Annotated in this window: 24 protein-coding genes and 1 pseudogene; 16 read left to right on the top strand and 9 right to left on the bottom strand. The window is 71.4% G+C overall.

The window, feature by feature from the left end; genetic code table 11:
• Positions 1-208: 208 nt before the first annotated feature.
• A complete protein-coding gene (locus AB0924_RS16030; protein WP_358939576.1) occupies positions 209-853 on the top strand; it encodes a hypothetical protein in 645 nt (214 codons plus the stop codon).
• Positions 854-925: 72 nt separating this feature from the next.
• Here AB0924_RS16030 and AB0924_RS16025 read toward each other — a convergent pair whose 3' ends face one another.
• From AB0924_RS16025 to AB0924_RS16015, 3 genes are all read right to left on the bottom strand, one after another.
• Complete coding sequence (locus AB0924_RS16025) at positions 926-2,134, bottom strand: RNA-guided endonuclease TnpB family protein (protein ID WP_366911685.1); 1,209 nt, start codon at positions 2,132-2,134, stop codon at positions 926-928.
• A gap of 124 nt (positions 2,135-2,258) precedes the next feature.
• Positions 2,259-3,188 (bottom strand): class I SAM-dependent methyltransferase, encoded by a 930-nt coding sequence (locus tag AB0924_RS16020; protein WP_366911684.1) that lies wholly within the window; start codon positions 3,186-3,188, stop codon positions 2,259-2,261.
• A 136-nt stretch (positions 3,189-3,324) separates the two neighbouring features.
• Complete coding sequence (locus AB0924_RS16015) at positions 3,325-4,368, bottom strand: hypothetical protein (protein ID WP_366911683.1); 1,044 nt, start codon at positions 4,366-4,368, stop codon at positions 3,325-3,327.
• 160 nt (positions 4,369-4,528) lie between these two features.
• Between AB0924_RS16015 and AB0924_RS16010 the strand changes: the two genes are divergently transcribed.
• Positions 4,529-5,518 (top strand): magnesium and cobalt transport protein CorA, encoded by a 990-nt coding sequence (locus AB0924_RS16010; RefSeq protein WP_358939294.1) that lies wholly within the window; start codon positions 4,529-4,531, stop codon positions 5,516-5,518.
• 115 nt (positions 5,519-5,633) lie between these two features.
• Here AB0924_RS16010 and AB0924_RS16005 read toward each other — a convergent pair whose 3' ends face one another.
• Complete coding sequence (locus AB0924_RS16005) at positions 5,634-6,113, bottom strand: ATP-binding protein (RefSeq protein ID WP_358939292.1); 480 nt, start codon at positions 6,111-6,113, stop codon at positions 5,634-5,636.
• Between the two features lie 194 nt (positions 6,114-6,307).
• On the opposite strand from AB0924_RS16005, the gene AB0924_RS16000 reads away from it, so the two are divergent.
• The 4 genes from AB0924_RS16000 to AB0924_RS15985 all read left to right on the top strand — a co-directional run bounded on the left by AB0924_RS16000 (position 6,308) and on the right by AB0924_RS15985 (position 8,193).
• Entirely contained in the window at positions 6,308-6,841 is a 534-nt protein-coding gene (locus tag AB0924_RS16000) for a phosphatase PAP2 family protein (RefSeq protein ID WP_366911682.1), read from the top strand.
• Positions 6,842-7,074: 233 nt separating this feature from the next.
• Complete coding sequence (locus tag AB0924_RS15995) at positions 7,075-7,446, top strand: phage holin family protein (RefSeq protein ID WP_366911713.1); 372 nt, start codon at positions 7,075-7,077, stop codon at positions 7,444-7,446.
• Positions 7,443-7,922, top strand: a complete 480-nt coding sequence (locus AB0924_RS15990) for a DUF3618 domain-containing protein (RefSeq protein ID WP_358939288.1) — start codon at positions 7,443-7,445, stop codon at positions 7,920-7,922. Before AB0924_RS15995 ends, AB0924_RS15990 begins: the two co-directional genes overlap by 4 nt.
• 4 nt (positions 7,923-7,926) lie before the next feature.
• Entirely contained in the window at positions 7,927-8,193 is a 267-nt protein-coding gene (locus AB0924_RS15985; protein WP_359556582.1) for a DUF4235 domain-containing protein, read from the top strand.
• A gap of 132 nt (positions 8,194-8,325) precedes the next feature.
• On the opposite strand, the gene AB0924_RS15980 is transcribed toward AB0924_RS15985, so the two are convergent.
• Positions 8,326-8,778: an RICIN domain-containing protein gene (locus AB0924_RS15980; protein WP_358939283.1), complete on the bottom strand. Its 453-nt coding sequence runs from the start codon at positions 8,776-8,778 to the stop codon at positions 8,326-8,328.
• A 239-nt stretch (positions 8,779-9,017) separates the two neighbouring features.
• Here AB0924_RS15980 and AB0924_RS15975 point away from each other — a divergent pair, with 239 nt between their 5' ends.
• From AB0924_RS15975 to AB0924_RS15960, 4 genes are all read left to right on the top strand, one after another.
• On the top strand, positions 9,018-9,281 hold the full coding sequence (locus AB0924_RS15975; RefSeq protein ID WP_358939281.1) for a hypothetical protein: 264 nt from the start codon (positions 9,018-9,020) through the stop codon (positions 9,279-9,281).
• 52 nt (positions 9,282-9,333) lie between these two features.
• Complete coding sequence (locus AB0924_RS15970) at positions 9,334-9,720, top strand: SRPBCC family protein (RefSeq protein ID WP_366911681.1); 387 nt, start codon at positions 9,334-9,336, stop codon at positions 9,718-9,720.
• Positions 9,721-9,858: 138 nt separating this feature from the next.
• Positions 9,859-10,785, top strand: a complete 927-nt coding sequence (locus AB0924_RS15965) for an SDR family oxidoreductase (protein ID WP_366911712.1) — start codon at positions 9,859-9,861, stop codon at positions 10,783-10,785.
• Positions 10,786-10,982: 197 nt separating this feature from the next.
• The gene (locus AB0924_RS15960) at positions 10,983-12,677 is read left to right on the top strand and encodes a RecQ family ATP-dependent DNA helicase (RefSeq protein ID WP_366911680.1); all 1,695 of its coding nucleotides are present in this window, start codon (positions 10,983-10,985) and stop codon (positions 12,675-12,677) included.
• Here the strand turns inward: AB0924_RS15960 and AB0924_RS15955 are convergent.
• Entirely contained in the window at positions 12,599-13,099 is a 501-nt protein-coding gene (locus tag AB0924_RS15955; protein WP_366911679.1) for an STAS domain-containing protein, read from the bottom strand. The genes AB0924_RS15960 and AB0924_RS15955 overlap by 79 nt on opposite strands.
• Positions 13,100-13,247: 148 nt before the next feature.
• Here AB0924_RS15955 and AB0924_RS15950 point away from each other — a divergent pair, with 148 nt between their 5' ends.
• The 5 genes and pseudogenes from AB0924_RS15950 to AB0924_RS15930 all read left to right on the top strand — a co-directional run bounded on the left by AB0924_RS15950 (position 13,248) and on the right by AB0924_RS15930 (position 16,863).
• Positions 13,248-13,577: a helix-turn-helix domain-containing protein gene (locus AB0924_RS15950; protein ID WP_358939273.1), complete on the top strand. Its 330-nt coding sequence runs from the start codon at positions 13,248-13,250 to the stop codon at positions 13,575-13,577.
• A 46-nt stretch (positions 13,578-13,623) separates the two neighbouring features.
• A complete protein-coding gene (locus tag AB0924_RS15945) occupies positions 13,624-13,857 on the top strand; it encodes a hypothetical protein (RefSeq protein WP_358939309.1) in 234 nt (77 codons plus the stop codon).
• Positions 13,788-13,934 (top strand): annotated as a pseudogene (locus AB0924_RS15940) (nitrilase-related carbon-nitrogen hydrolase); the annotation flags it as partial. The gene AB0924_RS15945 and the pseudogene AB0924_RS15940, both read left to right, overlap by 70 nt.
• Positions 13,935-14,224: 290 nt before the next feature.
• The gene (locus tag AB0924_RS15935; protein ID WP_366911678.1) at positions 14,225-14,914 is read left to right on the top strand and encodes a hypothetical protein; all 690 of its coding nucleotides are present in this window, start codon (positions 14,225-14,227) and stop codon (positions 14,912-14,914) included.
• Positions 14,915-15,108: 194 nt separating this feature from the next.
• On the top strand, positions 15,109-16,863 hold the full coding sequence (locus AB0924_RS15930; RefSeq protein WP_366911677.1) for an MOSC and FAD-binding oxidoreductase domain-containing protein: 1,755 nt from the start codon (positions 15,109-15,111) through the stop codon (positions 16,861-16,863).
• A 233-nt stretch (positions 16,864-17,096) separates the two neighbouring features.
• Here AB0924_RS15930 and AB0924_RS15925 read toward each other — a convergent pair whose 3' ends face one another.
• Positions 17,097-17,438 carry an alpha-amylase gene (locus tag AB0924_RS15925; RefSeq protein WP_358939265.1) on the bottom strand — a complete coding sequence of 114 codons (342 nt, stop codon included), beginning with the start codon at positions 17,436-17,438 and terminating at the stop codon, positions 17,097-17,099.
• A gap of 435 nt (positions 17,439-17,873) precedes the next feature.
• Here AB0924_RS15925 and AB0924_RS15920 point away from each other — a divergent pair, with 435 nt between their 5' ends.
• A complete protein-coding gene (locus AB0924_RS15920) occupies positions 17,874-18,299 on the top strand; it encodes a DUF6003 family protein (protein WP_358939263.1) in 426 nt (141 codons plus the stop codon).
• 60 nt (positions 18,300-18,359) lie between these two features.
• Here AB0924_RS15920 and AB0924_RS15915 read toward each other — a convergent pair whose 3' ends face one another.
• Both AB0924_RS15915 and AB0924_RS15910 read right to left on the bottom strand, forming a co-directional pair.
• A complete protein-coding gene (locus AB0924_RS15915) occupies positions 18,360-18,752 on the bottom strand; it encodes a DUF2267 domain-containing protein (protein WP_358939261.1) in 393 nt (130 codons plus the stop codon).
• Between the two features lie 95 nt (positions 18,753-18,847).
• Positions 18,848-19,345 (bottom strand): hemerythrin domain-containing protein, encoded by a 498-nt coding sequence (locus AB0924_RS15910; RefSeq protein WP_358939259.1) that lies wholly within the window; start codon positions 19,343-19,345, stop codon positions 18,848-18,850.
• Positions 19,346-19,372 lie beyond the last annotated feature (27 nt).

The following is a 19,372-nucleotide window of genomic DNA, read 5'->3' as shown; positions in this document are numbered from 1 at the left end:
TCACGCCGTCGATGCCGCCGGCGGCCGGCCGGGCCGCCTCACCACTCGGTCATGTCGAGGTGGGCCCCTTCGCGGAGTCGGGGTGTCGGTAGGACCACCCCTGATCCGGGGTCCACGCCCAGCGACGATGAGCGGCGAGGGCGGCAGCATTCATCTCACCGGCAACCGACCGACACAGGCCCTGCCACACGGGCCCAGGGGGACATCCATGAACGAAACCGACGCCAGGCGACTGACGGGCCTCGCGGGCATCGCCACCGCGGCCGCTCTCATCGTCGAAGTACCCCTGTACTTCGTCTACTCCGGCCCGCCACCGGACTCGAACGTCCTGGCCAGGCTGCTGATCGGCATCCTTGCGCTGGCGTTTCTGATCGTGTTCGTCACCGCTTTCCGTGAACTCGTCAAGAGGGCGAGCCCCGCCCACGAATGGGTCGGCACGATGATCTTCGCCGCCGGACTGGTCTATTCGACGATCACCTTGGTCTCCAGCGGGCTGGAAGCCGGCGCGGTCATCGCCACCGACCACCCGATCGACCCGACCATCGCGGTCGAAGGCACCTACATCCTCTACGGGTCGATCGGGCGCCTCGTGCTCGCGCTCTTCCTGACCGCCGTGGGTTACGGAATCTCCCGTACGAACCTGCTCCCTCGGTGGACCGGCCGTTCCGCCTTCGTACTCGCGGGGCTCAACCTCGCCTTCGTGCCGTCCCTGTTCTTCGGCAACACCCCCGCGCACTTCTACGCGGCGAACGGCTGGGGCACCACCGCCCTGATGGGCGCGATCCTCAGCTACTGGCTGCTCGCCCTGGGCATCTCCGTCTACCGCAGCGCGGCGCGACGGCCGCTCCGCTGACCCCGGACCGCCGGTTCACGGCCGCACCAGCACCTTCAGCGCCTCGCGCCTGTCCTTGACTTCTTCCCCCGCCTAAAGGCGGGGGATTCCAGCGGTCGCCCGCTGGGGTTCCTGCTTCACCGACGACCGCCCCGTCCGGGAGGACTCCCGTTGAGGTCTTACACCGTCTCCACAGGCAGACGCCGCCAGCCCGGCGGCCAGGATGTTGCGTGCCGCGTTCACGTCGCGGTCATGCACGGCGCCGCAGTCGCACGTCCACTCGCGGACGTTCAGCGGCAGCTTCCCGCGGACCGTGCCGCAGACCCCGCACAGCTTGCTGGACGGGAACCAGCGGTCGATCACGACGAGTTCGCGCCCGTACCAGGCGCACTTGTACTCCAGCATGGAGCGAATTTCCGTCCAGGCCGCATCCGAGATGGCTCGCGCGAGCTTGCCGTTCTTCAGCAGGTTGCGGACGGTGAGGTCCTCGATCACGACCGTTTGGTTCTCACGGACGAGCCGAGTGGACAGCTTGTGCAGGAAGTCGCGGCGCCGGTCGGCGATCCGCGCGTGGATCTTGGCGACGCGACGCCGGGCTTTCTCCCGGTTGGCCGAGCCCTTCGCCTTCCGCGACAGCCCCCGCTGTACGCGGGCGAGGCGGGCGCGGTCGCGGCGTTCGTGCTTCGGGTTGGTGATCTTCTCGCCGGTGGACAGGGTCACCAGGGAGGTGATCCCGGCGTCGATGCCGACGGCCTGAGTGGTGGCGGGGGCCGGGGTGATGGTGTCCTCGCACAGCAGGGACACGAACCAGCGTCCTGCCGCGTCGCGGGACACGGTCGCCGTGGTCGGCTCCGCACCCACGGGCAGCGGGCGCGACCAGCGGATGTCCAGCGGCTGGGCCATCTTGGCCAGAGTCAGTCGCCCGTCACGCCACTTGAAGGCGCTGCGGGTGTACTCGGCCGACGCGCGGGACTTCTTCCGGCTCTTGTAGCGCGGGTACTTCGCTTGCTTGGCGAAGAAGTTGGCGAACGCGGTCTGAAGGTGGCGCAGCGCCTGCTGAAGAGGGACGGAGGACACCTCCGCCAGGAAGGCCAGTTCCTCGGTCTTCTTCCACTTCGTCAGCGCAGCGGAGGACTGCACGTAGGAGAGGCGGCGCTGCTCGCCGTACCAGGCCCGTGTGCGCTCCTCCAACGCCTTGTTGTACACGAGGCGGACACAGCCGAACGTGCGGGACAGCTCTGCTGCCTGCTCGTTCGTGGGGTAAAAGCGGTACTTGAACGCCCGCTTGACCTGCTGCGCCATGCCTCACATTCTATCAGTTTCCGTGTGAAAGCCGGGTTCGGCCGGTGGCCATAGACGCCGAATCGCCCCGTCGGCGATTCGCCTTTCCCTGCCCCGCTGCGAGCCGGTCACGGCGGCCGTGCCGTCAGCGGCTCTCCGCCACGGCGACGCGCCCTGAGCGCAAGGATGTCCACCTCCGCGCCGGGCTGCCGAGCGTTTGTGCGAGGGCGAGGAGGTCGTCGTCCGACACCACTCGCAGGCCGTACTCCGCGAGCAGCGCGGCCATCCGCCGGGGCCTCCACAGCGAGCGCCACGGTTCGCCCGAGGTGACGGAACCGCCGAGCACGCGTGCCAGCAGCCGCCCCGCGGCCGCCCTCGCCGACGGCGCCTGATAGTTCACGACGAGTGCGCTGCCCGGAACCGTCCGGGCGGCGAGCGCGGTGACCGTGGCGTGCACCTCGTCGCGGGTGAGGTAGGGGACGACGCCCTCCCACAGCCATGTCGTCGGCGCGGACGGGTCGTGCCCCGCGGCGTCCAGCGCCGCGCCGAGATCGTCGACGGCGAAATCGACCGGCGTGAACCGCACGGAACGGGCGACGGCCGCCGGCCCGGCAGCGACGGGACCGTCCTTGTCCGGCCCTCGCCGCGCCGGCGCGGCCTCGGCGAGGCGGGCACGCTTGTCCTGCTGGGAGGCCGGATGATCGACCTCCCACACATCCGTCCCCGCGAGTCCGGGCAGACGCCACGCGCGCGTGTCCAGGCCGGCACCGAGGATCACGAGCTGGCCGGTCATGCGGGCGCGCAGTGCCTCGTCGATCGCGACCGTCCGCGGCACGACCACCTCGGCGCACGCCCGCACACTCTCGTAAGCGAGGCGCTCCTGCCGGCCCTCCGGTGGAATCTTCGCGCGCACGTCGTCCACCGTCTCGCGTTCCGCGACGCGCAGCAGCCCCACCGCCACCGGATCCGCGAAGTGGTCCGTGGCAGCCCTCCCGTGCGCGGCCGCGCGCCCCTGGCAGACCAGCACCGCCGTCCGGCTCGCCGCACGCCCGCTCCCGCTCCCGCTCCCGCTCATGGAGCCATATTCAACACCGGCGAGTCCATGCGCCACAGCCTCAGGACCGGCAGTCCGGTGTTCACGGTGCGGGGGGGGCCGGAGACATCCGTGGCGCACCGCTCGGCCGGGCCGGAGCGGTGCGCCACATCCGCTGTCAGTTCCAGCGGACGGCGTGGAACAGACTCGCGTCCTCGGGGTCGTCGATGCCGCACTCGCCGACGGTGGTGCCGCCGGTGCTGACCGAGGCCGGCGCGCACGCGTTCTTGCTGTTGGCGGGGGCGCCGAGCGAGGTCACGGTGCCGTCGGAACCCCACTGCGCGGCGCGCGGACCGAGTCCGCCGTGCGTGGATTCTCCGACGACGGCTCCGAGACCGTTGACGGCGTGGGCCTCGCCGCCGTCGTCGCCGCCGAGCGCCGGGAGCGCGGTGACCGTCCCGTCGGCCTTCCACCGTACGGGGGTCCGCCGGGTCGGTCCCATCGGAGTGCTGACGCCGGACATGCCGACGATCTCACCGTTGTCGTTGATGCCGTTGGCCCGTCCGGCGGTGTCCCCGGGCAACGCGGGCAGCTCCTGCACCGTGCCGTCCGCGTTCCATCGCACCGGGCGCGGGCGGAGGTTGGGGCTGAAGGAGACGCCGACGGCCACGCCGGAGGCGTTGACCCCCAGGGCCCAGGCTTGTCTGTCGCCGGGCAGCGCGGGCAGGACGGCCCTGCTGCCGTCGGGGTTCCAGCGCGCGGCCCGGGTGAGGCCGCTGCTCGCGTCGTAGGTCTCACCGACGATCACTCCGTTGCCGCTGACCGCCCGCGCCACCCCGCCCTTGCCACCCGGTGGTGCTCCGAGATCGGTGACCGTTCCGTCGGTGTTCCAGCGCACCGGCACCTTGCCGTTGGAGCCGGTCGCGTCGCCGACGATGACACCTGCGTCGTTGACGGCGAACGCCTGACTTCCGGTGCTGTCCTGAGGGCTGGTCAACCGGGTGATCGTGCCTTGCGCGTTCCATCGGGTGGCGTAGGTGGCGGCGGAGACACGGGCCCAGCCGACCGTAAGGCCCGCGCTGTTGACGCCGGCGGCGCTGCTCTGCGTCCCGCCGGAGAGGGTGCCGAGGTCGGTCGTGGCCGCGGACGCGGGCGTGACCAGCGCGGTGACCGTGGTCGCGGCCAGGCCGGCGCCCCACGCGAGCTGTCGGAAAGGTCTCATGGCCGCGAGCCTGATCGACGCCGTTCCCGGCCGACAACAGGATCTTGCGTCAGATTCCAGGCGCGCGAGGAAGGGCGGCCGGTCACAACGGGGGCAGGGTCCCGTCGGCGATTTCGGGTCCGGGCGCATGGAATGGGGAGGCGGAAGCACTCGCAAGAGCATGGAGTGCGTGATCTACCAGGAGAAGACCGGCGAGGGCGAGCCCATCGACTGCGGACAGGCGGACGGCGGCTGCGAGGCCGCCCTGGACCGGCTGGCCGTGCTGAAGCCGGATGAGTTCGCCTGGGTTCGTATGGACGAGCCCAGCGAGAAGGAGCTGCGGAGGCTGAGCGAGTATCTGCCGCTGCACCCTCTGGCCATCGAGGACGCGGTGCAGGCCCGACAGCGGCCCAAGCAGGAGCGGTACGGCGACGTGCTGGCGGTCGCGGTGAAGACGTTGTGGTTCGTCGAACGCACCGCGGACGTGGAGACCGGCGAGGTGATGATCTTCCTCGGTCCGTCCTTCGCGCTGACCGTACGGCACGGTGCGGACGACCCCACGGTGGAGGCCGCGCGGCGGCTCGCGGAGCAGCCTGAAATGGCCCGGCTCGGACCCGTCGGCGTCCTGCACTCGGTCACCGATGTGATCGTCGACGCCTACGCCCAGGCCGCCGTGCAAGTGCGCACGGACCTGACGGAACTGGAGCGGTGCGTGTTCTCGCCCGCCCGCGACGACCTGACCGAACAGATCTACTCGCTCAAGCGTGAGGTGGTGGAGTTCCGCGACGCCGTCCAGCCGCTGGTGCCGGTCATGGAGCCCTTCACCACGCCGCGGGACGGCTGGCCGAGGCAGGTCGTGCCGTACTTCCGCGACGTCACCGATCACCTCGCCCGCACCGACGCCGAGGTCCGCGCCCTGGACGACCTGCTCGGCTCCGTCCTGGACGCCCATCTCGCGAAGGTGGGCACCTGGCAGAACGACGACATGCGCCGCATCAGCGCGTGGGCGGCCATCTTCGCCGTTCCCACCATGGTCGCCGGCATCTACGGCATGAACTTCGCCCACATGCCCGAACTCGACTGGCGCTACGGCTACCCGTGCGCGCTCGGCGTGATGGTGGTCGGGGCGGGACTGCTGTTCCGGGTCTTCCGCCGCAACGGCTGGCTGTGACGGCGACCGGCACCGGGCGCCGGGCGCCGCGCGCTGTCCTCCCGGCCGGCACATGCGGCGCAGACGGTTCGCGGGAGCCGGGTCAGGGCCGTTCTCACGTCCCGCCCCAGTCGTTCTACTGGGGCGGGCGTCCGGAGACGGCACCGCCGGGGTCGTCGAGCAGAGCGATGCGGGCCGTGACGCGTTTGCCGACCGGCTCCCGCTGCGCCTCGAAGCCCTGGGCGACGGCCATGACGATCTCCAGGCCGTGCTGGCCCACCCGGTCGGCGTCGGCGGCCCTGGCCATGGGCAGCTCCGGGTCGGAGTCCCACACCATGACCTCGACCGTGTCGCCGGTGACGCGCAGGTCGAGCAGTACCGGACCGGGGGCGTACTTCCGGGCGTTGGTGACCAACTCGCTGACCACCAACTGGGCCAGATCCATGGCGCGCTGGGAGACGGGGATCCCGTGCTCGGTCTGGACACGGGTGAGGAAGCCGACGGCCAGATGGCGGGCCTGAGCGATGTCCGTTCCGTCGCCGTCCAGGGCGACCGTGGTCTGTACGGCCCACTCGCCCGGCGTGATGCCGTCCTCGCCCACAGGCAATGATTCCATCGCGGCCACCTTCTGCACCCCGTTTGTCCCTCGCGCGTATACCCGCGTCGACAAGGGTGACGCCGGATACCCCTGTGTCGGATCCGTCTCACCGTCACCTCAGCCGTCCAAGACCGGCCACCACCCGCCGCGAACACCCCGGCATGGAGCGCCGGTACCGGGGATACCTGCTGTTCATGATGCTGTTGGCAGGGTTGCGTAGGACTGATCGGCGGCTGACCCAGCGAATCGCCGCGTGCGCCACACCGGGTGTGCACCGGACGCTGTCGGCGGTGGAGGAGTGCGCGGAGAACACCAAGCTGTGGTGCGGCGCCGCGGCCGTCATGGCCGCCGCGGGGGGCCGGCGCGGGCGCCGCGCCGCCGGGTCCGGTCTGGCGGCGCTGATCGTGGCGCAGTTGGTCTCCAACGGGTTGTGCAAACAGCTGTCGGACCGGCCTCGGCCACCGAAGGAATGGATTCCGCACGACGAGGTGGAGGACCGGCCCGAGTCCTCCTCGTTCCCCTCCGGACACACCGCGGCTGCCGCGGCGTTCACGGCCGCCGTCCTTCCGGCATTCCCGCCGGCGGGCTTCCTGTGTACGGTTCCCGCCGCCCTGGTGGCGTTCGAGCGCGTGCAGAGCGGGGCCCACTATCCCAGTGACGTCGCAGCCGGAGCCGCGATCGGCCTGGCCGCCGCCTGGTTCGTCCGTCGCAGCCCCCGGTTGGCGGTGCGGTGGCTGCTGCCGTAGCCGCCTCCTGCCGGGAGCCGCCGGCGGCCCGTGTCGTGCCTGCCGACCCGCGTGCGCGGCAACCCAGCGAATCAGGTGCCCTGAACTGGCCCGTTCGGGGTACCCGCGCGCTCACCGGGGGCGCCGCGGTGCGCTTTCCGGAGGACGGAACCAGTACGGAGGAGGTGATCGCCTTGTCGTCCAGTACGCAGCCGCGTCAGGGCCCGGGCCATGAGACGGCGGGGTCCGAGCCCGTGGGTGAACTCGTGCAGCGCGCCTCGCAGCAGTTGACGGAACTGGTGCGTGGCGAACTGCGGTTGGCCCAGGCGGAGATGAAGGAGAAGGGCAGGAAGTACGGCAAGGGCGGCGGGCTGTTCGGCGGCGCCGGCCTGGTCGGGTTCCTGATGCTTCAGGCCATGGTGGCCACCGCGATCGCCGGGCTGGCGGTGGCGCTGCCGGTGTGGGCAGCGGGCCTCATCGTGACCGCGGTCCTCGCGGTGATCGTGGCGGTGATGGCGCTGACCGGGAAGAAGGAGTTCGCCGAGGCCGCGCCGCCCGCGCCCGAGGCGACGATCGAGAACGTGAAGGCCGACGTGGCCGAGATCAAGGAGAGTGCGCACCGATGACCCAGCCGCCTCACGACGAGCCGACCGCCGAGACCCCCGAGGAACTGCGCGAGCAGGTGGAGCACACTCGCCAGGAACTCGGAGACACGGTGGAGGCGCTCGCGGCCAAGACGGACGTGAAGGCCCGTACCAAGGAGAAGGCCGCGGAGGTCAAGGACCAAGCGGCCGTCAAGGCGGGCGAGTTGAAGGAGCAGGCGGTGCTCAGGGCCGAGCAGGCCAGGACCGCGGCCGCCCAGGCGGTGTCACGGGTGCAGGACAAGCTGCCCGACCCGGTCAGGGAACAGGCCGCGCAGGTGGCCGGGCAGGCACGGTTGAAGGCCGCCCAGGCCGGCCAGGTCTGGGACGAGAAGGTGCCCGAGCCGGTGCGGGCCAGGACGGTCCAGGGCGCGCGGATGGCGCGGGACAACCGCGGTCTGGTGCTCGCCGCCGCGGGAGCGGTTGCCGTGGTGTGGCTGATGTGCCGTCGGAAGGGGTGACGCGGTGAAGGCATCCAAGATCGCCTACAAGCCGGTCGGTCTCACGCTGGGCGCCGTCAGCGGCATGCTGGCCGGTGGCCTGTTCAAACAGGCGTGGAAAGTGCTCGGTCATGACGAGGACGCCCCTGACGCCACGGACGAGGACCGCGGCTGGAGCGAGGTCCTGCTCGCCGCGACGCTGCAGGGTGCGATCTTCGCGGGCGTCAAGGCTGCCGTGGACCGTGCGGGCGCGGTCGCCACTCGCCGGCTGACCGGTGCCTGGCCGGGATGAACCGCATCGAGGAGGCGGGGCCGGTGAGTTGTGCCGGCCCCGCCTTCCCCACTTCTGAGCAGGCCTCGCCCGGTCGCGACGGCCCCGTGCGTGGGCCCGCGCCGGAGCGGCGTCCGAAGCTGCCGGACGGAATCAGGAGAACCTGAGCGACCAGCGTTGCGAGGGGCCTCCGGTGCAGGTCGCGGTCGAGACGCGGTCGTTCGCCATGCGCGCGAGGCACTTTCGGCTGACCATGTTCCTGATCAGCGCGGGCTTGGTCTCGTCGATCTGCCAGAGTGCCGCGTCGTCGGCGGCGGCGCAGGGCTTCATGGTCAGCTGGTCGTTGCGCAACGTGAGGCACAGCCTGGTCGCCTGCTGGCGCAACGCGGTGTACTCGTAGTCGTCGTTCCAGTACCACCTCTGGTAAGAGGTGCCGTTGCAGTTGAAGACGTACGGGCCGTAGTCGGCCCGGAAGTCCAGGCACGGACGGTCCGTGGCCTGGTTCACGAAGTTGGACAGCACCGGCGTGGCGTTCGCCGGTGCACCACTCAGGCTGACCGCGAGCACCGCGCCCGCTCCCGCGGCCGCCAGCTTTGTCAAAAGCATGAGTCCCCCTTTGCTACCGACACTTCTGAGGGATGGTAGGCGTCGCCGTGGTCACGGACCCTCATCTACGCGGAATCGGCACTCGTTCAGGCGGCGCGCCAGGCGTTCGCGGCACTTCCCGCCGGGACGTGCCCCGTCCCGGCGCACCCGTGCGCCCGCCGGGAGATGCGGTCGGGCCGGCGCCCCGCGATGGTGGAAGCGCTGAGCACCACCACCGGGACACGATGAGGAATGTGCGCATGGACAAGTCGAAGCTCACCGAACTGACCGCCCGCCGCCAGGCCGAACGCGCGGACGGCGGTGGTCTCGCCGCGGACGACATCGGACGGATTTTCGACATTCTCTTCGGCACGGTGGAGCACGCGGGGACGATCGCCGAGGCGCTCAAGGCCCATGAGACGGTCACCCTGGGCAGCTTCGGCAGCTTTCACGTCGCCGACGGCGCGGCCTCGTTCCGGCCGGGCAAGGCGCTCACCGAGTACTTGCAGGATCGGACCGGATGAGGACGAGCCGCGCAGGGGTGGTCTCCCGGGCACGGTACCCCGCGGATCCGTCATGGGGCGGCTGACCCTGCGGGCCACGGGTCCGGCCCGCCCCGAGGCGGTCTGGCGGCGCTACGCGTGCGTCGACCAGTGGGCGTCGTGGTCGCCGCAGATCAGGGCTGTGCACACCGCCGGCCGGAGGCTGACCGCCGGCATGAGCGGGACGGTGGAGTCGGTGGTGGGCCTCCGTGTCGCCTTCGTCGTCGATTCCGTCGACGACGACCACCGCACCTGGACCTGGCGGGTCCGGCTGGGAGCGGCCGGGCTCCGCCTGCGTCACGACGTGCGGGGGCACGCGCACGGCAGCACGACGAGCCTGACGATGCACGGCCCGTGGCTGGTCGTGCTGGGCTATGCCCCACTCGCTCGACTGGCCCTGCGCCGCCTGGTGCGGCCTTGACCCCGGACGCCGGAACGCACGCCGCCGCTTCCCCCGGACGGACGAAGCGGCGCGGACCCGACCGTCTCGAGCGGGTAAGGGAGCCGGGGCGGCGCCGTCCGTCTCCGCCTATGGGAACGAGGGCCGGCAGTGCGTGAGATCTTCGTCGCGGCCGGGCGCCGCCCTGGCACCGACGCACCGCTGCGCGGGCGGGTCGCGGTCGTGACCGGGGCCGCGCGGGGAGTGGGTGAGGCCCTGGCGCGGCGCCTTTCCGACGCCGGGATGAGCGTGGCCCTGCTCGGGCGCGAGGCGGAGACTCTTCACCGGGCGGCCGGCTCCTTGCCGAACCGGACGATCTGCGTCGAGGCCGATGTCACCGACCGTGCCGCGCTCGAGAGCGCCGCCGGCCGGGTGGAGCGGGAGCTGGGCCCGGCGAGCGTGGTCGTGGCCAACGCCGGTATCGCGGCCGGTGGCCCGTTCGCCGACACTCCGGCGGAGCTGTGGCAGCGGGTCGTCGACGTCAATCTCGTCGGCGCCGCCAACACCGCCAGAGCCTTCCTCGTTCAATTGGCGCGCACCCGGGGCTACTTCCTCCAGATCGCCTCCACGGCCGCCTTCGGCTCCGCTCCCATGATGAGCGCCTACTGCGCCTCCAAGGCCGGTGCGGAATCGTTCGCCCTGGCGCTGCGCGGCGAGGTCGGACCCGATCACATCGGCGTGGGTGTCGCCTACCTGCACTGGACCGGCACCGACATGGTCGCCGGTATCGACGAGCACCCCGTCCTGAGTGCCCTGCGCCGCAACCAGCCCCGCTTCGCGCGCCGCGTCCACACTCCCGACCAGGTCGCCGACCGGCTCGCCTCCGGCATCGCCCGTCGCGCCCACTCCGTCTACGCCCCGCCGTGGCTGCGCTGGTGCCAGCCGCTGCGGCCGCTCTTCCCGGCAGTCGTCGCCCGGATCACCCGACGCGAGCTGCGACGCCACTCCCCCTCCGAGCTGGCGGCCGATCTCGGCGTCCTGGGCGCCGGTGGCCGCGCCGACTGGGACGCCTACCGGTCCACCGACCGCCCACCCGGTCAGCCGTAGGGCCGCGCGCGGCCGGGTCACCGGTCATACCGGCGCGCCGGACGGCCGGGCAGCGGGCAGCTGGTGCGGCCGGACACCAATGTCATGACCTCGCCCAGTCGCCGGCCCCGCGTTTGCGGGGACCGCACCAGGTGACCCGGAGCAGCGCCGCGTCGAGCGGCGCACCGAGGATCGCCGGATGGGATGGGCTCCGCGCCATGAGCGATGAAGGACGACGCAGGGGCAGACGGCCGACCCTGCGGCTGCGGGAGACGGCGGCCGAGGTGTTCGGCTGGGACGAGCTGCGTCCGGAGCAGCTCACCGCCATGCGGTGGGTGCTGGAGGGGCGGGACGCCCTCGTCGTCATGCCGACCGGATCCGGCAAGTCCGCCGTGTACCAGGTTCCCGCTCTGCTGCTGCCCCGGCCGGTGGTGGTCGTGTCGCCCCTGCTCGCGCTGCAGCGGGACCAGATAGCCGGGCTGCCCGGTGGCGAGAGCGGTCCGGGCGCCGTAGCCGTGAACTCCGACCTCAGCGCGGGCGAGGCCGACGCCGCCTGGGAAGCGATCCGGGACGGCGCCGTGCGGTACGTCTACCTGTCCCCGGAGCAACTGGCCAACGACCAGGTCGTGCGGCGGCTGGCCGAGGTGCGCCCCAGCCTCTTCGTGGTGGACGAGGCCCAGTGCGTGTCGTCCTGGGGGCATGACTTCCGGCCCGACTACCTGCGTCTCGGCCAGGCGGCACGGCGTCTGGGCCGGCCGCCCGTGCTCGCGCTCACCGCGACCGCCGCCCCTCCGGTACGGCAGGACATCGTCGAACGGCTGGACATGGACCGGCCGCGGCAGCTCGTCACCGGTTTCGACCGCCCCAACATCAGACTCGAGGCACGCCGCCATCTGGACGACGCCGAGCGCCGGCGCGTGGTCGTCGAGGAGGCGGCCGCCGCTCCGAAGCCGGGCATCGTCTACGCGGCGACACGGAAGGACAGCGAGTCGTACGCCGCGGAGCTGGCCTCGCTCGGGTTCGCCGCCGAGGCGTACCACGCGGGCCTGCGCGCCGCCGAACGCCGGAGCGTGCACGAGGCGTTCCTGGCGGGCGACTCGGATGTCGTGGTGGCCACCTCGGCCTTCGGCATGGGCATCGACAAGGAGAACGTCCGGTTCGTGCTGCACGCCTCCCTCCCCGGCTCCCTGGACGCCTACTACCAGGAGATCGGGCGCTGCGGCCGCGACGGACGGCCCGCCCTCGCCGTACTGCACTACCGGGCCGAGGACACGGGGATGCAGGCGTACTTCAGCAGCCGCACGGTCAGGCCGGAATCCGTGGGCGCGGTCGCGCGGGCGGTCCACGACAGCTCCGGTGACCCCCGGGGCCTCGATGAACTGCGCCGTGACGTCGGCATGTCCCGCACCCGGGTCACCACGGCCGTGAACCTGCTGGAGGAGGCGGGTGCCGTGGTCACGGACGGCTCGGGCGCCATCCGGCCGGCGTCCGGCATGAAGCCTTCGAGCGCGGTGCGCCGGGCCGCGGACAGCGCGGAGGCCCACAAGCGGATGGACCGGTCGAGGGTGGACATGGCCCGGGCGTACGCCGAGGCGACCGGCTGCCGGCGGCGCTTCCTCCTCGGCTACTTCGGCGAGCAGTACGAGTCGGCGTGCGGCAACTGCGACGTGTGCGACGAGCAGGAGTCCGGTGGCGATGGCGGAGCGCGTGCCGAGCGGCCGTCGCACGCCGGCGCGTATCCGGCCGGCGCCCCGGTGCGGCACGCCCAGTGGGGCCGCGGCACCGTGCTGAGCGAGGACGGGGACCGCATCACCGTGCTCTTCGACGAGGTCGGCTACCGGACGCTCTCCCTGGACGCCCTGGCCGGCCGGGAACAGCTGCTCACGGTGGTGGGTGAGCCCGGCGAGCAGTGACCGACGGCCGGGTGGCGCTCTTCCGCGGCCGGCCGAGACTGCCTCGGGTGGCAGGAGTGCGGGGCGGTGAACAGCTCCCGGGCCCCGACGAGGTCGAGCAGCCGGTCGACGGCTGGGCCGACGGCACGGATCGTGATCGTCTTGCCCTGGCGGAGGGCATGCTGCCGCAGCTCCAACAGGACGCTGAGGCCTGCACAGTCGCAGAAGCCGAGCCTGCTCAGGTCCAGGTCGAGGCCGCAGGCCGAGTCGGCGAGCGCGGTGTGCAACTGACGGTGCAGATACCGGCCGGCGTTGAGGTCGAGTTCCCCGCGGACCGTCACCCGGGTGCGGCATCCGCTCGACGCGTAGGTGGCGACCACCAGGCCGGGCGGCACCGGACCACGGGCGTCGTCCGCGCCCGCCGAGGTGCAGCCCCGCGTCATGAGGGGCTTTCCGTGATGGGCCGGCTCGTACATGGCTCCCTCCGTCATCCGTTCGACGCGTTGCTCGAGATCCAAAGTACGCCAATCGATGCCTGAAAAAAAGTACGTGTTTTTGGATGCGTGAAGCATCGCACCGTAAACTCGAAACATGGATGGAGTGCCCGAGCCACACAGCGGATGGACGTTCCTGACGAACCATGCCCGCGTACTGGCCGCCATCGCGGACAACCACAACGCCCGCATCCGCGACATCGCCGCCCACTGCCGGCTCACCGAGCGCGCGGTGCAGAAGATCATCACCGACCTGGAGCAGGACGGATACCTCTCCCACACCCGGCAGGGACGCAGCAACACCTACCGGATCGACCCGACCAGGGTCCTGCGCCACCCGGCGGAGGCCGGGATCGGGCTGACCGTGGCCTCGCTGCTGTCGCTGCTCGCCCAGGACGAAGCGGACCGAACGGTGAACACCGACTAGACGGGTTCACTCGGACCACGCGGGAACGGTCCCGGAGGTGACAGCCGTGCGCGCTTCGCTGATACAGCTGTCCGTGGACTCGTCGGACTCCGCCGACGAGCGCCGCCACAGAGCAGCTTCCCTGGCCGGCGGCCGCAAGGGTGACGATCTGGTGGTGCTGCCGGAGCTGTGGGCGGCCGGCGCCTGGTCGTACGACGGCTGGGATGCGGCGGACACAGCGTGGTCGTCGACCCGTGGGGAACCGTCCTCGGTGCGGCAGGCACCGAGGAGGAGACACTGACGGTGGACTTCGACATGGCCCGGGTCGCCGGGGTCCGCTCCGAACTCCCCGTCCTGCGCGATCGCGTCCTGGGTATCGGGGCCTCCGAAAGGCCTCCGAATCCGCTGACGGGCCGCGGACGGGGTACCGTCGACGGACCGGCGTCGACCGGGCGTGGCCGATCAGGGCGGGGTCCAATTCGGCCATTGCGGCGGCGCGTTACTCACAGGGCGGAGGCCGGAATCACCGGGATGGCCGTCCGGCGCGTCCACACCTTTCTGCCAAGTTTCCTGTGACGGCCGCAGAGCTGCGGGCCCTGACGTTAGGTTTCCCGTCCGAGACCGCCCGAGAGCGCCCAGAAGGGCGACTCCACCGGAAGGAACGGGATTTGCGCACTCGGTACCCCCTCTTCGTGATGCTCGCCGCCGCTGGGCTCGTCGCGAGCGGCCCCACCGCCGTGGCCGTCGAGAAGGACGCGGGGCCCGCGGCCCGTCCGTGCGGACCGCTGCGGCTGACGAGTTCACTGCCGGAGCCTCCCGCGGGCATGGCGGTCCAGCAGGACGTCTCGGTCGGAGCGGACTGCGCCCCGCGGCTCGGCGCGGTGCGGCTGATGCCGGTGGACCGGGCCAGGAAGGGCATCCCGGAGGGACGACGGCCCACCGCGGCCATCACGACGGACGGCTCCCACCACGTGTCGAGCTGGAACGAGATGTACGACTGCTGCAACATCCGGATGACCGGTCTGTACACGACGTCCGACTGGACCACCGGCGGCAGCCGGGTCGTCGGCGCCGCCACCGATGCCACCGAGCAGCACAACCGGGAGCCCTGGAACGCCGGTTGGTCCGCGGCATCGGCGGCGCACGGCACCGACTGCACCGCCGGCTGCGCGGACTCCCGCTCCGAGGCGCACGCGGACTTCACCTACCGGGGCATCTTCGACGCGACCGGGAACTGGTACGCCAACAGCCACCACTCGTACGTGGACCTCCATGCCGACGGCACCGTCACCTGCCGATTCGACGTGGTGCTGCGGCACACCTTCGTCGGCTGGAACTGGCGGCACGGCTGCGCCTGACCCGCCACGAGCGCCTCACGCGGCCGTGGTGTCAGCGGTGGCTCGGCACGTCGGCACAGTTCATGCCGGGCGCACGTCTCGCGCCGCGCACGCGTCGATGGCGGGATGCACGAGCCGGAACTAGGATCGGTCGCGGCGCGCACCCAGCGCCGTCAGCGACTGCCCCCGGCCTGCCGCTCCGCAGGAGGTCCGCCATGGCGACGCTGCTGTCCGTCAACATCGGCAAGCCCGAAGACGTCTCCTGGCAGGGCAGAACCGTTCACACCGGGGCCTGGAAATCCGCCGTTCAGGGGCCGCGAATGGTTCGGCGGCTGAACATCGAGGGTGACGGCCAAGGGGACCTGGCGGGTCACGGTGGCGAGATGCGCGCCGTACTCGTCTACCAGCTGGAGTCCTACCGGTACTGGCGGGACGAGCTCGGCCGTGACGACCTGGTCTTCGGCATGTTCGGGGAGAACTTCACCGTCGACGGTCTGCCCGACCGTGAAGTGTGCATCGGCGACCGGTATCGCATCGGCGAAGCCGAGTTCGAAGTCACCCAGCCTCGTGTCACCTGCTATCGAGTCGGCATGCGCCTGGGTGAACCCGCCATGGCCGCCCTCCTGGTCGCCCACCACCGTCCCGGCTTCTACCTGCGAGTGATCACCGAGGGGCACGTCCAGGCCGGTGACGACATCCTGCTCGTCCGCAGGGGCCCGGAGGAACTCAGCGTCGCCGACACCGACGCGCTGCTCTACCTCCCCGACCGTGATCCCGCGAAGCTGCGCAGGGCACTGAACATCCCCGCGCTGAGTCCCGGATGGCAGCAGTCCTTCCGCGAACTCGCCGACGCCCCGCCACCCGGGCGGCAACCGGGCGAGCACGCCGGTGCGCAGCATCCCGCGGAGGACCCGGGGTGGCCCGGCTTCAAGCTCCTGCGCGTGGCCCGTATCGTGCCCGAGACCCCCGCCATCTCCTCGGTCTACCTCGACAGCGCTGACGGCACTCCCCTGCCCCGGGCCCGCGCGGGCCAGTATCTATCCGTCCGGGTCCCGATCGGCGATGCCGGACCGGTGGTGCGCAGTTACTCGCTCTCCTCCGCGCCCACGGCCCGCTCCTACCGCATCAGCGTCAAGCACGAGCCGCACGGGAGGCTCAGCGGCTACATCCATGCCGTGCTCCGCCCGGGGGACCTCGTGGAGGTCGCGAGCCCGCGCGGGTCATTCGTGCTCGCACCGAGCACACGGCCGATCGTCCTCGCCTCCGCGGGCATCGGCGCGACCCCTCTGCTGGCCATGCTGCACCAACTCGCCGACGCGACGGATCCACGTGCCGTCTGGTGGATCCACACCGCCCGCGACCGCGCCCACCACGCCTTCGCGGAGGAGACCCACACGCTGCTGGCGCGGCTCCCCGACGCGCGCGAGCATGTCCACTACACCGCGGCCACGGCCTCGCGTCCCGGCGAACCCGGATTCACCCGCGGCCGTCCCACCGCACAGTCACTGGGGGCCATGGGCATCCCCGCCGACGCCGACGCCTACCTGTGCGGACCGCTCGCCTTCATGGACGACCTCAGCGGCTTCCTGCGCGATCACGGCCTGCGAGCCGAGCGCATCCACACCGAGCGGTTCGGCGCCCTGCCCGCCGTCAATCCGGGCGTGACAGCCGCTCCCGCGGTCCGGCCGCACCAGCCGCCCGGACCTGCCGGCACGGGCCCGCTCGTCACCTTCGCGCGCAGCGCGATGAGCACCCCGTGGTCACCGGTCCATGCCTCGCTCCTCGAGCTTGCCGAGGCCTGCGACATCCCCACCCGCTGGTCCTGCCGCACCGGCGTCTGCCACACCTGCGTCACCCACCTCATGGCCGGCGACGTCACGTACACCACCCAGCCTCTGGAACCCCCCGAGGCCGGCACCGTCCTCGTCTGCTGCAGCGCCCCGACCAGTGAGGTGGTCCTCGATCTGTAGCCGGCCGGCGACCGCACCCGGCGCGCACGGCGACTGGTCGGCATGGTGTGCGTGTACCTGATGAAGGAGACGGCGCGGCGCCCGCTCGAGGGCTCGCCGCCCGCGGTGGCGACGGAGCATGAGGCCCAGGAACGCATCAACGCCCGCTTCCCCGCTTCCCCCTGCTGACGCCCGTCAGGACGTGGTTCCGCTGATCGGGTCGGCCGGCCGGCCTGCCTGAAACCAGGACACCGTCACGAAGGCTCACACGTCTCGAGGTGGTCGGCGCGACCGTGCTGGCCGAGGTATCCCTCACCGACCGTCCTGACCGTGAGTGGCGCGAGCGTGGAGCACAGGCCTGCCGAACCGTCCTGGTAGACGACCATCACACTCGCCGGGTCGGCACAGTCGTTGGCGGCTTGCGTGTACCGCCAGCTCTGGTACATCGCTACGCAGGACGGGGCGACCTCAGCCCTCCGGGGCGCGGCCGCGCTCGGCACCGCGAGGAGGGTGGGAAGGGTCAGAGAAGCTGCACATACAGCCGTCAGAATCCCGCCTGGAGACAACTTCCGCGTGCCTTCGCTCCTGGGTTCCATGCCGGGGAGCCTCGCAATGACACGGCACCCGACGCAACGCGTCGGATGTCTTCCGGGCAGCACCGTCTTTCCTTGACGAAGCGCTGTGACCTCGAGGAAGAGCACGCTCCGGTCGCCGTCGGCGGAGAACGCGCTTCAACTACTTCGGCACAGGACGAGGGAGGGGTCCTCGTCTCGGCAGGCAGCGGCCCGCCGTCGGCGGCGGGGCGGTCTGCCGTCTGAAAGAGGTCGTCCTCGCATTTTGACCTGTATGGGCCGCCACCGCACCGGACCACCCTGGGCTGAGCCTCGGCGGCCAGGTGGCGACCTGCGATGCGCACACGCGAACGGTCCGCCAGTCTCCCGAGTGAGTGAGTGATGGCGATGCGGGCAGACCGAGTGGGGAGGGGATAGGGATGGGGTCCCTGCCCAGTTGGTGTGAGAGAGGTGCCGTCCATGGCCGACGAGGCCCTGCTGTTCGTTCTCCCGGAGCGTCATCCGCGTCTGGGTGCGGCCTTGTCCGCGGTCGGCGAGTTGGAGTGTTCCGACAGCCCCGCGGTGCTGGGCTGGCTGCACGCCCACGGGATCCCCGCCTCCTCCGAGCACGTCAGGATCCTGCCCGCCGGAGCCGAGGTGCTCATTCCCGAGGAGGCGGAGCGGCTGCCGGTCCCCCTCAGCGAGGAGGAGACACTGCGGGTCGAGCACGCCTGTGCGCCCCGGTCCGTGACGGACCTGGAGTCCGAGCTGCTGACTTTCCGGGACACCACCCAGGACTGGCAGTCGCTGGTCCACCGCGCCCTCACCGCCGGTATCCCCGCGCCGCGCATCGCGCAGCTCACCGGGCTGGATCCGCGGGACATCGTCCAGGCCGCCGGCGACTGACCGGGCGGCCCGGCACGCAGCACGCGATGACTGGGCCGGCGAGCGGGCCGCCCAGGCACGTCATCCAGGGTCCGTGCGGCCGAACAGGCCCGCGTGGCCCGGGGGCAGCTGCGTGAGGAGGCGGCGCAGCAGGGCGTGGTCCGCCACCTCGGCGAGCGTGGGCAGTACGGCGTCGATCTCGCGTCTGGCCTCGGCGAGGTCCTCGTGGCTGCGGTCGGCCACGGCCTCGACGAACGACGCGGGCGTCAGGGGTTGGCTGGCCGGCTCGCTCGCGGTCAGCAGTGCTCCGCAGCCTCCGGGCAGGAGCGCGGCCAGGTCCGTACGGTCGTCGCCCACCAGGTGGGCGCCGAGGACCTCCAGGACGTTCCGCACGGCCTTGGCCCCCTGCTGGGGTCTGTCGTAGCCGGCGCGTTCGTTGACCTGGGTGAGGAAGGTGTCCAGAGTCCAGTTCATGACGGCCTCCTGTCGTGGTTCCCGCTGTCGTGGTTCTCTTCTCCGCGGCGGCCGGGACGGTCCGGTCGCCGGGTCTTCACGAAGCAGACGGGGCATCACGCGGGTGCGGCGTCGTGGATCATGCGGTGGACGTTGGCGACACTGCCGCATCGCGCCGTCAGCAATTCGGCCTCCGTCCTGGCGAAACCGGTGCCGAGTTCCTCCCGGCACTGCCGACTGAGGCTCTGCCGCACCCGGTTGACCAGGGTGCGCTCCTCCGCATCCGTGTGGCGGGCGGTGACGGAGGCCAACTGCTGCAGCCTCCAGTCCCATTCGACGGAGCCGATCCGGCGTACCTGGAGGAGTGCGAAGAGAACCTTGACGGCTTCCTGGTGCGCGGCCTCGACGTGCTCGACGGTGTCGGCGTCCTCGAAGGACAGCAGGACGGGGTGGACCGAGGCCCTCTCGGCCTCACCGTGCGCGATCATCAGGTGCGCGAAATCGTGGAGCGCGCCCTGGCGGTCGGCCTCCGTGCTGCGCATCAGGCGGAGCAGATCTTCCATCGTCCGGTGATCCTCGAGGATCAGCTCGACGACATCCTGAGTCGGCGTCATGGGATGCGCCTCCTTGTCGGAGTGACT

This window comes from Streptomyces sp. NPDC047869 (assembly GCF_040704065.1).
Classification (GTDB): domain Bacteria; phylum Actinomycetota; class Actinomycetes; order Streptomycetales; family Streptomycetaceae; genus Streptomyces.
The sequence above is the reverse complement of the archived record's forward strand: the minus strand, read 5'-3'. Positions and strand labels throughout refer to the sequence as shown.